We start from the raw sequence: 13,503 nt of genomic DNA on the forward strand, positions 1-13,503 counted from the left end.
TAACCAGCGTGCATTCACTCTTTGGTCAACTGTAAAGGTCAGGTCGGCAGCTCCGGCTTTTCGGTCATGCCCTTTTTTGTAATAAATGGATTTGTTTCTTGAATTCCCTGGGCTGCATATTGTAAATGGTTTTGAAATGGCGGTTAAAATTGGAAAGATTATTAAAGCCGCATTCGTAGCAGACTTCCCCGACCCTTCGTTCCGACTGCATTAATAATTTGGCAGCATGCCCGATCCTCAATTCGAGCAGAAAAGATGAAAAAGTCTTGCGGGTCCTGTATTTAAAATACCTGGAAAAAGCCGAAGGCGTCATGTTCGCGAGCTCGGCAGCCTGTTCGAGCGAAATATGCTCCTTGAAACGTTCGCCTACATAAGAGAACACCCCGTGTAACCGCTCTTCATCCGTTTCGTGCAGTTCCAGCAGGCTGGATGATGAGATCGCGCAACATTCCGATTCGTCGCATGTGGCCATGAGCTGAAGAATTTCCATGAGGGTAAGCCAGCGTTCAAATCCGTTGGTGGTAGCCACGATCTTTTTCAGGGTCGATGCGATTTTCCGGTTGGCTGTGCCTGTGAACTCCAGCCCGTATTTGCTCCTGTGCAAAAGCTTGCGGATCCGGTCCATTTCGGGCAATTTCAAGGTTTCGCCCAGGGAGTCCTCAGAAAAATGGATCACTATGGATTTGGCCCTCAGTTCGGATTCAATGTTGTAATAATGTTCATCGTTTCGGTACATATGCGGGAGGTCAGGGCCTACCAACACCAGATCTCCCGGCTCGAAAGTTGTGATGCTGTCTCCTACATACCTGGTTCCGCAACTTTCCGTTACCAGCACGATCTCATATTCCGGATGATAGTGCCAGGGGGTCGGATAATATGGATAGTCAAAATCACAAATGACGAATGACTGTCCCGACTCTTTGGGTAAACGTTCCAACATTGCCTTCATAATGTTCGCTAGTGTTGCATGTATTTGTACATAATAAAGAATTACTTAACCTATTTGTGAAATTATGGCACTTACTAATAGTATTCTAGCATCTTGGAGATAAAAATTGATACTATTTTGATAAGTTGATAACTCTTTACTGAAATTGCGTTGCAAACGTTTGAAATGTATGTTTTTGGGAAAGAGCCGGGCCAGTCGGTTACTATTGGTACAAAGGGTTTTGTATCAGTGCTTTGTTTCGGTTCATCTCGTTCATGCGGATCGGTACGAAGTAAAATTTCGGGTTCCACTGCCGCTTCTGTACCGACGCAATTGTTGCATATACCGGGGTCGTTGTCACCTTGTCAGCGTTCAGCTTGTGGAGAATATCGACACCCCTGGCATCCTTATATGCCTGGTCTGCGATCATCCATTGTCTTACGTCGAAGAAACGATGCTCCTCAAAAGCCAGCTCAATGCGGCGCTCCCAGCGGTAAGCCGCTACCAGTGCGGCGCCCGTTGCGGTAACGGCAGGCATTCCTACTCTTTCCCGGATCATATTGATGTATTTTTTTGCCTCAGCTTCTTCGCCCATGCCAATGCAGGCTTCGGCGTAGTTCAGCAATATCTCGGTGTACCGCATAAAGCGCCAGGGTGACTCCTGTCTGAAAACCTGGGCATCGTAAGCCGGGTCTATTCCTTTTTTCAGATAATAGCCGGAATAAGTGCCATTCCAGTCTTCGATGGGGCTTTTTCTGGTATCGACCCCGGGTACTACCGTCACTGAATTGGACTGGGCATTCCATCTTTCGTAATTTCCTGTTTGTATGATCCCGACCGGATCTACCCCCTTCACATCGGCAGTGCGCGCCCGCCATGACGCACCATCATATAGTATGGAGGCATAAAAGCGAGGGTCCCGGTTGGTATAGGGTTTGGCTGCATGCAAGGGATTGGTCCAGCTGAACCTGGTGCCGTCGCGCATCGGGTAATCATCCACGATCTGCCCGATCGGCGTGTTTCCGCCCCAGCAATGGTATCCGTTCGGACCGTTGAACAAACCCGGATTAGCTCCGTCGCCGTCCAGCCGCTGAATAAAATACCTTACGAAAATATCCTCTGAGGTTTCTTTAAGAAGGAATATCTCACCATAGGTTTTTGCCAGGTCTTCGTCGATGTTCGAGTCTGTTTTATGCAGATTGTATATGCCTAAATCGATCACGGCCTTAGCCGCATCCTTGGCCGCCTTCCAGCGTGCAGCGCGGCTTCCGCCTACATATCCTATCAATTCCTTATTGGCATAACCGGTTGCCCAGGCACCTTCATTATTGAAGAGGTCGCGTGCCGCATACAACAATACCCTCGATTTGAGTGCCATTGCCGCGCCTTTGCTCGCATGACCTTTGTCGGCAGGAACGATCAATTCTGCTGCCTTGTCACATTCTGACACGATGAAGTTGATACATTCCTCAAAGCTGTTGCGTTTGATTTCGTAGCTGTCGTTCAGTTTGTAAGCTTTGTCAATAATCGGAACACCGCCGTAAACGGACACCAGCATGGAGTAGAGATATGCTCTCAGGAAATGTACCTCGCCCCTGAACCTGTTTTTCTGTGCATCATCGACAGCGGTGGCGGATTCTATTTTTTCAAAAAACACATTGCAGGCACGGATGTTCAGGTAGGCATTCTCCCATAAATAACTGGAGCTGTATCCCAGGCCAAACGCTGAATAATCGCTGGGACTGATATTGCTCATGTTCAGGTTGCTCGTACCATGGTCCCAGACAACCATCGATTCGTCTACAAAACTGGCGAATTTATGTTGTTTTTGTCCATGACCTATACCGCGGTAAATATTATTGACAAAACCCTGGATCAACGCAGCGTCCTCTCCGTTCCAGACATTCTGGTCTGAGAACTGGTCCAGGGGCTGTAATTCCAGGGTATCTTTGCAGGACGTCCCCGAAAGGATCAGTGAGATCAGCATTGCAAAACAAACTATTTTTCTCATCTCCATATTTTTAAAAAGTGACTAATATTCCACCATTGACAACTCTCTGCAACGGATAGGCGTAACCATTTACATGGTTGTCTTCCGGATCAAAATCGGTCAGATCGGGGCTGTATGTGAGCAGATTGCTCCCGTTGACGTAAATCCGCAGATTCTGCATGCCTAGTTTTTGCGTGAATTTCGGAGGCAGCGTATATCCCAGTTCCAGGTTTTTAAGCCTTACGTAATCGGTTTTCCGGAGATAAAAGGTATTGCGGTTGGCGCGCCAGTATTCGTCGAGACGGTTGGACGCCCGTGGTTTTTCAGCATTGGTGTTTTCCGGCGTCCAGCGACCGTCGTGGTCTTCTTTCAGGTAATTTCCAAAGTCGCCTGTGCTTTCAAAGGAAAGGAACCGCACTGCGCCTGCTGCACCCTGGAACAGGAAGGAGAGGTCGAATCCTTTGTAGTTAACGTTAAGTCCCAAACCTGCCTGGAACGTGGGGATATCCCCTTTTTTGTTTCTCACGCGGTCGTTGGCATTGATGACGCCGTCTTCATTCACGTCTTTAAAAATGATATCCCCCGGTCTTGCATTCGGCCAGTGTATGGAATTATCGATTTCCGTCTGGTTTTTGTAAACGCCGGTGGCTTCGTAGTAAAGGTCGTTGTTAGGGTTGTTGGGGTCGGAAGGAGCCGGCCGGCCGGTCGACCGCTGGTATTCAGGCGCACCCGGGGCTTCGTCCCAGAAAGTGATTTTGTTCTTGGCATAACCCCCGTTGACCGAAATTCTGTAATTCACGTCCCCGATCTTATCGTCGTAACCCGCTTCGAAATCGAAACCTCTGTTGGTCATTTTTCCGATATTCTCCCTCGGCAGAGTAAGGCCCGTACTGGCGGGCACCGACGCATTCCGCTGCCATAGCATTTGTGAACGTTTATACTGGAATACGTCGAGCGTCGTATACAGTTTGCCTTTCAGAAAGCTGAGGTCGATGCCCAGATTCGATTGATTGGCCACCTCCCAGGTTACATTCGGGTTAGGGATCCGCGATTCGGCCAGCGTGATCTGCTCTTGTGTCTTGTCGAAAATATAACTTTGAGCAGTAATACCGTAGGAGGTCAGGTATTGCCATTCGGCGATGCGGTCATTGCCGGTTTTGCCGACAGAAGCCCTTAGTTTAGCAGTGGTAATACCGCTGAGGCTGGTTTTCCAGAATTCTTCTTCTGAAAGCCTCCATCCGACTGATAGTCCGGGAAAGAAGCCGTACCGTTTTGTTTCGGGGAAAATGTAAGACCCGTCCACTCGCCACACAAATTCAGCCAGATACTTCTCCTTAAAGTTGTAATTGACGCGTCCGAAATAATTCAGACGCGCATTGTGGTTGGCAGTTCCCTGGTTGTCTTTCGCATCGCCCCCGCCCACATTCATGATATCCAGTGCGGCAGACGCGAAATATCTCCTGTAAGCTCCAAACGATGCCCCGTTGCCTCTCCGGTTTTCCATCCCGGCCAGGAACTTGATATTATGGGAAAGTCCTATTGTTTTCTCATAGTTGAAAAAACCGTTCAGCAGGATGTTCTGCACATCGCCCATCGTCTCGAACAATGCTGCGTCGGGCTGGCCCATTTTGTTTCTGGACAATACAGGTATCTCATTTTGATCAACAGTCTGGCCGTCCCACGAATACAGGTACCAGGGTTTCTGGAACCGCTTGCGGGCCGTAATCGTTTTGTCGAGACTCGCATTTCCTGTAAAAGAAAGGCCCTCCACACCTGGAATGGTCACATTGATCCTGAAATTGCTGTTTACCACATAGTTTTTCTCCCTGTCATATCCACCGGCATCCGTTGCAATTACAACCGGGTTCATACCATAGGCCAGGTCCGGCCCGGGCATTCCGTTCGGCCAGAAACCGTGGGAAGTCGGTTTGCTCAGCATCAGCATCCAGAACAGGTCGGTAGCCGAATCGTCCCGGTTGCGGGTTGCCGCCCGGTGCCTGTCTTCCATGCGGGCTGCCATGTCAAAACCAAGCTTGATATGTTTGCTGACCTGCGCGTCCAGGTTAGTCCTGAAATCGTACTGGTTGAATTTCGTAGCACTGTTGTTATACATAGCGCCCTGGTTTTTGGCTCCAACCGACACAAAATACTTCACAGATTCGCCGCCTCCGGAGACATTCATATTGGCGATGGTCTGAGGCGACCATTTACGGAACACAACGTCAAACCAATCGGTATTCGGGTAACGCCACGGGTCCGAACCGTCGGCAAATTTCTGAATGGCCTCGTCACTGAATCTGCCCGGCCTGCCGCGGTAAGAATCCACCTCGTTGAGCGCCGTGGCATATTCCGCAGCATTGGTCATAGACGGAAGCCGTGTGGGTTGCTGGATGCCCTGGTTGAGACTGAGTGACACCTGCGGCTTGCCGGAAGCCCCTCTTTTTGTTGTGATCAGGATAACACCGTTGGCCGCCTGTGAACCATATATCGCGGCAGAAGCGTCTTTGAGGACCGTTATGGATTCAATGCTGTAGGGATCGATACGGTCCAGCGAACGTCCGGGCACTCCATCCACAACAATGAGCGCACTGTTGTCGCCCAGGGTATTGATCCCTCTGACCCTGATCGTCGTACCATCGCGTCCGGGCTCTCCGCTCCTCGTGACAGCTGTGACACCGGCCATCCTGCCTGCAAGACTGTTGCTGACGTTCACAGCCGGCGATTGCAGGATTTCAGTTCCTTTGACCGTGGTGATGGATCCTGAAAGGGTTTCTTTTTTGGAAGAACCATATCCTACCACGACGACTTCTTCCAGCGACTTATTGTCTACCGCCAATACTACATCCATGCTACCGGAAGCTGCGGGTACAGACACCTCCTTGGTTGTATACCCGATGAATGAAAATATTAGTATGGTCTCTCCATCAGGTATTTGCATGTCATAATTTCCATCATTGTTGGTGATGGTCCCTCTTTGAGTGCCTTTGATGACGACGCTCACGCCCGGTAGCGTTTCTCCATTTTCTCCGGTAACTTTTCCTTTGATATTTTTATCCAAAATTACTTGTGACTGCCCTTCGGACGGCGCGCCTGCTTTTTTTTCGCGGGCGTTCTCAAAATCCGGACTTAATGACGAGGCTATATATACGTCATCCGTGATTGCATTGTCTTTAACGGATGCGGCGTATCCGCTGGTACCGGCAAACAGAAGCAGACAGACCAAAAATAGAAAGGCAGGCCACTTGGGAGCAGCACCTTTCGGGACACAATCCTTTTTCTTTTTCATTGGTGATTGATAAGTTGGTTAAAGGTTCAGGAATCGTAGTAGTGGGCAAAAAGGTGTCGGGCTAGCGGTTTCATGAAACCGCTAGTCATTATCGTAAAGTCATACAAAAGCTAATACAATGCAGATCTAACAAGATCGGCGCAAGGGCAAAAGGAACTCCGTTTCGTGTGTGAATGGAATTGGACCATAAACTTTCTTGCATTTCAGGTACTACAAAGATGTATCTATTGATGTAATTATTCCAATAAGTTTTAGGCGATTATTGATACTTTTTTATCGAATATGAATATTTACATTAGGTTACATATTTCCTATAGTTCTCTGATCCAGATATTTCTGAAACCTACTTTGGCACCGTGCTCCTGTAACATCACCGATGCCTTACCGTGCGGTTCATAGCGGGGGATACCTGCGTGCTGGATGGTCCCCTGTATTTCAAAATGGTTGATGATCAGAACACCGTTCTGGACGACAGTGACATATGCAGGTTTTTCAACCGTACCATTGTACCTGAATTTCGGAGCGGTATAATAAATATCGTACACATTCCACTCGCCCCGTTTGTTGGTGGAGTTTACGAGCGGAATTGCCTGCTTGTAAAGGCTTCCGCACTGGCCGTTGACGTATATTTTGGAAGCGTCCTGATGGGAATCATATATCTGCACCTCATAGCGTTCCTGAAGGTATACGCCACTGTTGCCTTCATTGAGGTGGCCGGGATCTGAGCCCGGATACATCATGAATTCGATATGCAGCTGACAATCGCCGAATTTCTGTTTGGTCTGGATATTACCGGCTCCCTTTTTGGTGACCAGAAAGCCGTTTTGCAACTCCCACTGACTGGCTGCCCCGTCTTTGGCCGACACCCAGTTCGCCTGATCTTTACCGTTGAAAAGTACGATGGCGTCCGAGGGAGGGGCACCATATTCTTTCCCTGACGCTACGATTTTAGGCGTCGGGCCCCATACCTCGGTGGCTTCCGGTTTAGAATAATCCTTCTGAGTATCCTGTGCGGAAGCGGTGAAGCCGAGGGCGGTCAATCCGATGTAAAAGCATATTTTCTTCATTTTAGTGATATTTAAATGGGAAATTATCGGCCGGTTGAAAGGAGTTTGCTGTCTATAAATGACTTGGCACGAGGGACGTCGCTTTCGGCCAGATGTTCGATAATGATGGGGATATTCGGATGATCCCTGCCCAGACGGTCCAAATAAAGGTGATAATTGAGTGTGCCCAGCCCGGGAGCTGGCAGCTCGATCATGCCTACGCCCCGCAGGGCGTGGGCCTCATCCGCGTCGATATCGGCAAACTGGATCCCCTGGTGACTATCCGCCAGTTTTACATCTTTTGCGTGGGCGATTTTGATCTTGTCGGACAATGCATTGAATATCTGACCAAGCGTTTTGTCCATCTGGCCGATATTGTGCTCTTCGAAATAATTGGTAGGGTCCATTAACAATCCCAGGTTGGGTGAATGAATATCTGCAAAAAGCTGCAGGGTTTCCTCCACCGATCCGATCACATTATTTACATAGGTTTCAACCAGGAATGTCACACCATGCTCGCGCGCAAACCCAACAATATCCCGGATAACATCGCGGCACTCCGAGTATCCTTCCTCCGTTTTATTTTTCGGATGGTATACCCAATCGCTGTCAGGGTCGAAAGTGCCCGTTTCACTGATCACGTAGGGGGAGCCCAGGTCGCCGGCAAAACGGATGATCTGTTTCAGGTGGGCAAGGTTTGCCTTCCTTTTTACCGGATCGGGGTGGACAAGGTTGGTATAGCCCGAAATACAGCAGACAGGCAGGTTATGTTTTCGGAACGTGTCCCTTATCTTCCGGCACTTGTCCTGGCTGATATTCTCTGTTGAAAGATCCATATCTTTAAAAGTGACGTCCAACTGTACCGTATTGAAACCTAGTTCACGAATGCGCTCTGCTGTTTCTTCTAATCCGTAAGGAAAATATCCTGTAAATATTCCAACCTGAATCATAGTAATGAAAGTTAGTGATTAATGGATCAGGCGCTCTGACCAGCCAGTACTTCGTCTATTGCAATGGCCCTGTGCTCCCTGAATGAGCGGTAGCAGGCCTCGACCAGCGCCATGGTTTTAAGGTTGTCTTTCCCGCTGATCTCGGGCTCGCGGTTCTCTTCAACGGCGCACATAAGCTGCGCCATGGGTCCTGCAAAGGCATCAGGGAACCACACTTCCTTCCAGCGAGGCCTTTGCCAGCCGGCATGTCGGGTCGTGGTGAAATCGAGGGTGCTGGGTACCGGGAGCGGGTAGCTGGGCCAGCCGATGTTTCCTGTGGCCATTCCCTCGGTACCTTCCACCCGCCAATTGATGTAAATATCGCTTTCGGCACCTTCCCGGGCCGGGCCTGTCCAGACGTCATCCCAGGCAGAAGCGCGGAAGCCGTTTTCATACTCAAGAATGTAAAGCGCGATCCCGTCTTCATGTTCAAACGTAGCCGCATTTCTGGGATCCTGTGCAACACTGGCATACACACGTTGCGGGTCGCCGAAAAGAAAGCGGAATGTATCCAGGTGGTGAATGCTCATGGTGCGGAGTGTGGCCCAGCCGAGCTCCTTTTGCCAGGGCATCCAATGAGGAATGGCGCGCATATCGATGGACGCAAATACGGGTTTGCCGAGATAACCTTTATTTAAAATATCCTTGCAGGCCCGGATCGACTGATCATACCGCATATTCTGGTTGACGCCCAATGCGATACCGGCTTCTTCGCAAAGCCTCACGATTTCCTGTGCCTCTGCAAAGTTGATCCCCAATGGTTTTTGTGCCAGAATACCCTTAATGTGGCCTGCATGTTTGACAGCCTCTTTTACAACTTGGAGCAGAAGCTGCGGGGGCACGGCTACGTCTACAATGTCCACTTTCGGATCTTGCAGGAGTTCCTGATAGGTATCGTACACCGTTTTGATCCCATGGCGATCCGCCACTGCCTGGCTGTTTGCGCGGTTGCGCGAGGCAATAGCAACGGGGTTAAAGCCTGCATTCCTGTAAGCAACAAGGTGGCAGTCGGCCATGATGAATCCCGAACCGATGCAACCGATTCCTATGCTTTTGTCCCGGGGCAGTCGTGGGAGATAATCGAGATCTGGGCTGGGAGAAATATCCATGCGTCTATGGGGTCAGGTTTATTCCGGAGAGCACAAAGTTTACCTATTTAATGTTGTATATCTAGTACTTTTATATCAAAAAATTAAACTTTTTTGATATAAAATTTACTTATTGTTTACTAAGAAGATCAACTTCAATTACCAAGGCCGCAGCTGGTTTAGATTAAGAACAAAATCTAAACTTAGAAAGATTTAAGTTTAGATTTTCATGTAAAAACTAAACTAACAAATATTTAAGTTTAGATTTACAGGTAAAATCTAAACTAACAAAAATTTAAGTTTAGATTTTTTGTCATTTCTAACCTTAAATCTTAACATCCGATTTTCTATGAAGCGTTTTGAAGCCGGCAAATACGTAAACCAGGGATACTATAAAAGCTTCAGCCAGAAAACATAAATCGTGACTGGCAAATAGATGATATGCAGCTACTCAGCCTGCTGAGCAAAGCGGACAGGTATCTTGGCAGGCTGGATATGTATTCTGAATATGTCCACATCGATCTTTACATCCGTATGCACATCGCCAAGGAAGCGACCCAATCTTCCAAAATAGAAGGCACGGAGACTAATATGGAAGAAGCCTTTTTGGACAAGGAAGAAATTTCGATGGAAAAACGTGATGACTGGGAAGAGGTACAAAATTACATCAGTGCAATGAACGACGCTGTCAAACAATTGCATACGCTTCCATTTTCATCCCGGCTTATACGGCAAACTCATAAAATTTTACTGAGAGGTGTCAGAGGCAGGCATAAGCAGCCGGGAGAGTATCGTACTAGCCAAAACTGGATCGGTGGAGCAAGTGTGAACGACGCAGTGTTTGTGCCGCCGGTACACACGTCCATTGCCGACCTGATGTCTGATATTGAAAAATTTGCCAACGATGAGCTAAACCCCTTACCGGACTTGCTCAAAGTGGGCTTGATCCATTATCAGTTTGAAACGATACATCCATTTTTGGATGGCAACGGCAGGGTCGGCAGATTGCTCATTACGCTTTATCTTGTTAACCGGGGAATACTGAAGCAGCCCATACTTTATCTGTCGGACTATTTTGAGCGAAACAGGACCTTATATTATGATAATTTAATGAGAGCCCGGACCCATAATGATATTAACCAATGGCTGAAATTCTTTTTGGTCGGAATAATCGAGATATCGAAAATCGGTGTCAAAACTTTTGATGGAATCCTGCAGTTGCAACGAAACCTCGAAATCAAAATCCAGTCTTTTGGCAGTCGCAGCGGCGAGGCAAAAAGGGTGATCGAGTATTTGTATGCGCAACCCCTCATCGATGCATCCAGAATTGAAACGATCACGGGAAAGTCTAAGGCTACCAACTATAAACTGTTGGCAGACTTAGAAAAATTGGAGATCCTGCAGGAAGTTTCCGGCGGACAGCGTAATAAGTTATATGTTTTTAAGGACTATCTCGATCTGTTCCGATCATCATAATGTGCCGAGGTGTGGAGTATTATTCCGTTCCGGTGGTTGTTTAAGTCCCACATGGAGGGGCCCTAATGACCACTCTGCATGTCTGGCATTGGGAGACAGATGGTATCAAAAAGGCCAGGTTTCATTATGACTACACTGTTCACGTCGTCACAGAGGATGTAGAAAGGTGCCTGCCCATGGAAATTATAAATACCTGTCATCGCCTGCTGCAGGAAAACATCCAAAAGTCCCCGTCATGCTGGCTATAGTCGCACAGCGAGGTCGAAGCTACTGCCAGAAGCAATGTTAAAGCGACGGCTGTGAGGGGTACCGTTTTTGCCAGGAATATGCAGTAACTGAATTCTTCCAGAAGTACTTTTCGGCAGCTGTGTGGCCTTTTTCCATAAAGTATGCATGAACCAGTCTCAGTCCGTCTTCAAAAGGAAGCCATTTGTCACTGTTCGGCCAGTCGCTGCCGTATAACAACCTGTCCTGGCCAAAGGTCGCGTAAAGCTCATCCAGGCGCCCACGATAGAAATCCAGGTTGGTGGGGACCTGTCCGTTCACCCGGCGCAGGACCTCGGAGATCTTGATATACACTTTGGGCCTTTGGCCGAGTTCCCGCAGATCAGCTTCATATGTCTTCCGTATAGCTTGATCTGTGGGGAGCGTCATCTGGGGCAAATGATCTATCACCACCTTTAAATCGGATACCTGGTCTGTCAGCTTCACGATTGCAGCGAGCAATGCGGGGTTTGGATTTGCTGTGTCCAGCACCAGCCCGGCCCCGGCCAGGGCTTTAAGGTCCGATACAAACCTGAGATTACCCGCTTGACCGGCAATATCATTTCCCCAAAGGTTTCCGCAGCGGATACCGCGAAAAAGAGGGTTTTTCTGAAACCGTTCGAGATGTTTGCTGAAATCCGGCTTGCCCGGTTCCAGATTACCTATTATCCCCACAATAATTTTATCCTTCTCGGCAATGTCAAGGACCCACTGGTTGTCTTCGAGCCACGGGCTGGCTTCCACCACAATTGCGCCGGTGACGCCAAGTTTTCCTGCGATCTTGCGGTAACGTTCCGGAAGTGCAGGTTTGTAGAGGACCTGATCATTTTTGTCGGGCCATGGTATGCCCTGGGGCCGGTTGGTATCGAACAGGTGTATGTGGGTGTCGATAATTGGTATGGCTGGGTTTTGTGCTGCGCCCGCAGCCTGAAGTCCGGCTGCGAGGGAAGCTCCCGCAGATACGGCAAGAAATTTTCTCCGGTTCATGCGTGGAATGTTTTATGGCTAAAACGGCTGTTTGTCATCGTTTACTTGACTTGCTCTTTAAGAATCAGATATTCTTCCCGCAAGTCCATGAGTTGTTTGGCATACCTGGAATCTGACGCCAGATTCTGTTTTTCCAGCGGATCTTTTTTCAGGTCGTAAAGCTGTTCATAATTGTGTTCGGTGAATTTCATGTATTTGATGTCCTTTTTGACAACACCTTCGACCTTTGGTAATCTGGGACTTCCCAGAAAGGTATGCTCGTAAAAGAACTCATTTCGGCCCGCTGGCTTTTTTGTCAATAAATCTACACCCTGCATTTGCCGGGGTACCTTTAATCCCGCCAGGTTCAGGATCGTTGGCGCAATGTCAATGTTCAGGGCAATTCGTTCTTCAACCGAGCCCTTTTTACGTCGCGGATCGTAAATAATCATGGGGACACGAATGGATTCTTCAAAGCCAAACCATTTCCCTTCCAGCCCGTGTTCGCCCAATGCAAAACCATTGTCGCCCATAAAAATGATAACTGTATTGTCGGCAATCCCCAGGCTTTCGAGCTGCTTGCGGAGCTTTCCGACAACTTCATCAACACCTGTAATAAGGCGATAGTAATCTCTGACCGTTTGCTGGTGCAGTTCCGGTGTGGAGAGCAGCGGTTTCCACCGGTCACGGCCAATGTTCTGGTCGGTACGGAAAAAATCCGGGAAAGCATTCCAGTACGACGGATCGGCTGTTTCCGGTTGTGGAACGGTGATGTCTTTGTATAAATTCTTGTAACGTTCCTGAACAGGGTAGGTGGGAGGGTTTCCGTCGAGTTCATGCGGTGCCTTAAAACTCACTGAAAGGCAGAAAGGCGACTGGCCGCCGAATTTTTGTAGAAACTGGTTGATTCCATGCGCCAGACTGTCGGTGTGGTGGATTTTGCTACCGTCCGGTCTTTCGTATTCGTAGGGCGGCTGTCCTTCCTTGTTGCAGGCCCAGAAGTCAAATTCATGCGCGGGCGGGTTGTTCCCCACACCATATTTCCCGATAAACCCGATTTTGTAACCACTGGCTTTCAGGAGCATAGGATAGGTGTCGGACAGCCCTTCCGGGGTGAAATTTTTGACAAAATCATCGATTTTATGGCGTGAGAGATACTGTCCGCTTAAAATACTGGCCCTGCTTACCGAGCAGATGGATGTAGTGACATAGGCATTCTTAAAACGTATCCCTTGTCTCGCCATCCGGTCCAGATGAGGAGTTTTGATATAGGGGTTTCCGGCAACACCCAGAGCGTCGGCCCGGTGGTCATCGGTCAGTAAAAAAATAACATTGGGGCGCTGTGCGGCGGCTGGGTTTCCGGTCACCGCCAAGGCCAGGAGAAAACTGAAAATGATCAATCTATTCATGTTATTCAGGCGCTATCGACTCGCAAGTTTACACATAAAAAAGCCAGCTAGTTTTTGGAGC

General features: G+C 48.6%; 9 protein-coding genes. 1 reads left to right on the forward strand and 8 read right to left on the reverse strand.

Going from position 1 to position 13,503, the window contains the following annotated elements:
* Positions 1–64: 64 nt before the first annotated feature.
* The 6 genes from FBF61_RS15210 to FBF61_RS15235 form a co-directional block, all read right to left on the reverse strand.
* Positions 65–949, reverse strand: a complete 885-nt coding sequence (locus FBF61_RS15210; protein ID WP_138478642.1) for an AraC family transcriptional regulator — start codon at positions 947–949, stop codon at positions 65–67.
* Between the two features lie 202 nt (positions 950–1,151).
* Positions 1,152–2,939, reverse strand: coding sequence for a RagB/SusD family nutrient uptake outer membrane protein (locus FBF61_RS15215; protein WP_138478644.1), 1,788 nt, complete (start codon positions 2,937–2,939; stop codon positions 1,152–1,154).
* A 10-nt stretch (positions 2,940–2,949) separates the two neighbouring features.
* Entirely contained in the window at positions 2,950–6,204 is a 3,255-nt protein-coding gene (locus tag FBF61_RS15220; RefSeq protein WP_138478646.1) for a SusC/RagA family TonB-linked outer membrane protein, read from the reverse strand.
* A 311-nt stretch (positions 6,205–6,515) separates the two neighbouring features.
* On the reverse strand, positions 6,516–7,271 hold the full coding sequence (locus FBF61_RS15225; RefSeq protein WP_138478648.1) for a 3-keto-disaccharide hydrolase: 756 nt from the start codon (positions 7,269–7,271) through the stop codon (positions 6,516–6,518).
* Positions 7,272–7,294: 23 nt separating this feature from the next.
* Positions 7,295–8,200 carry a sugar phosphate isomerase/epimerase family protein gene (locus tag FBF61_RS15230; RefSeq protein ID WP_138478650.1) on the reverse strand — a complete coding sequence of 302 codons (906 nt, stop codon included), beginning with the start codon at positions 8,198–8,200 and terminating at the stop codon, positions 7,295–7,297.
* 26 nt (positions 8,201–8,226) lie between these two features.
* Positions 8,227–9,348, reverse strand: coding sequence for a Gfo/Idh/MocA family protein (locus tag FBF61_RS15235; RefSeq protein WP_138478652.1), 1,122 nt, complete (start codon positions 9,346–9,348; stop codon positions 8,227–8,229).
* 420 nt (positions 9,349–9,768) lie between these two features.
* On the opposite strand from FBF61_RS15235, the gene FBF61_RS15240 reads away from it, so the two are divergent.
* Complete coding sequence (locus tag FBF61_RS15240) at positions 9,769–10,803, forward strand: Fic family protein (protein ID WP_229215063.1); 1,035 nt, start codon at positions 9,769–9,771, stop codon at positions 10,801–10,803.
* A gap of 285 nt (positions 10,804–11,088) precedes the next feature.
* On the opposite strand, the gene FBF61_RS15245 is transcribed toward FBF61_RS15240, so the two are convergent.
* Positions 11,089–12,054, reverse strand: coding sequence for an amidohydrolase family protein (locus FBF61_RS15245; protein ID WP_138478654.1), 966 nt, complete (start codon positions 12,052–12,054; stop codon positions 11,089–11,091).
* Between the two features lie 41 nt (positions 12,055–12,095).
* The gene (locus FBF61_RS15250; RefSeq protein WP_138478656.1) at positions 12,096–13,442 is read right to left on the reverse strand and encodes a sulfatase family protein; all 1,347 of its coding nucleotides are present in this window, start codon (positions 13,440–13,442) and stop codon (positions 12,096–12,098) included.
* Positions 13,443–13,503: the final 61 nt, after the last annotated feature.

The organism is Dyadobacter bucti, assembly GCF_005869225.1.
In the GTDB taxonomy this organism is placed as follows: domain Bacteria; phylum Bacteroidota; class Bacteroidia; order Cytophagales; family Spirosomataceae; genus Dyadobacter; species Dyadobacter bucti.

What these genes read in the sequence shown, in the direction of transcription:
- FBF61_RS15210 (WP_138478642.1), bottom strand. Translation starts at nt 949, where the DNA reads ATGAAGGCAATGTTGGAACGTTTACCCAAAGAGTCGGGACAGTCATTC.
- FBF61_RS15215 (WP_138478644.1), bottom strand. Translation starts at nt 2,939, where the DNA reads ATGAGAAAAATAGTTTGTTTTGCAATGCTGATCTCACTGATCCTTTCG.
- FBF61_RS15220 (WP_138478646.1), bottom strand. Translation starts at nt 6,204, where the DNA reads ATGAAAAAGAAAAAGGATTGTGTCCCGAAAGGTGCTGCTCCCAAGTGG.
- FBF61_RS15225 (WP_138478648.1), bottom strand. Translation starts at nt 7,271, where the DNA reads ATGAAGAAAATATGCTTTTACATCGGATTGACCGCCCTCGGCTTCACC.
- FBF61_RS15230 (WP_138478650.1), bottom strand. Translation starts at nt 8,200, where the DNA reads ATGATTCAGGTTGGAATATTTACAGGATATTTTCCTTACGGATTAGAA.
- FBF61_RS15235 (WP_138478652.1), bottom strand. Translation starts at nt 9,348, where the DNA reads ATGGATATTTCTCCCAGCCCAGATCTCGATTATCTCCCACGACTGCCC.
- FBF61_RS15240 (WP_229215063.1), top strand. Translation starts at nt 9,769, where the DNA reads ATGCAGCTACTCAGCCTGCTGAGCAAAGCGGACAGGTATCTTGGCAGG.
- FBF61_RS15245 (WP_138478654.1), bottom strand. Translation starts at nt 12,054, where the DNA reads ATGAACCGGAGAAAATTTCTTGCCGTATCTGCGGGAGCTTCCCTCGCA.
- FBF61_RS15250 (WP_138478656.1), bottom strand. Translation starts at nt 13,442, where the DNA reads ATGAATAGATTGATCATTTTCAGTTTTCTCCTGGCCTTGGCGGTGACC.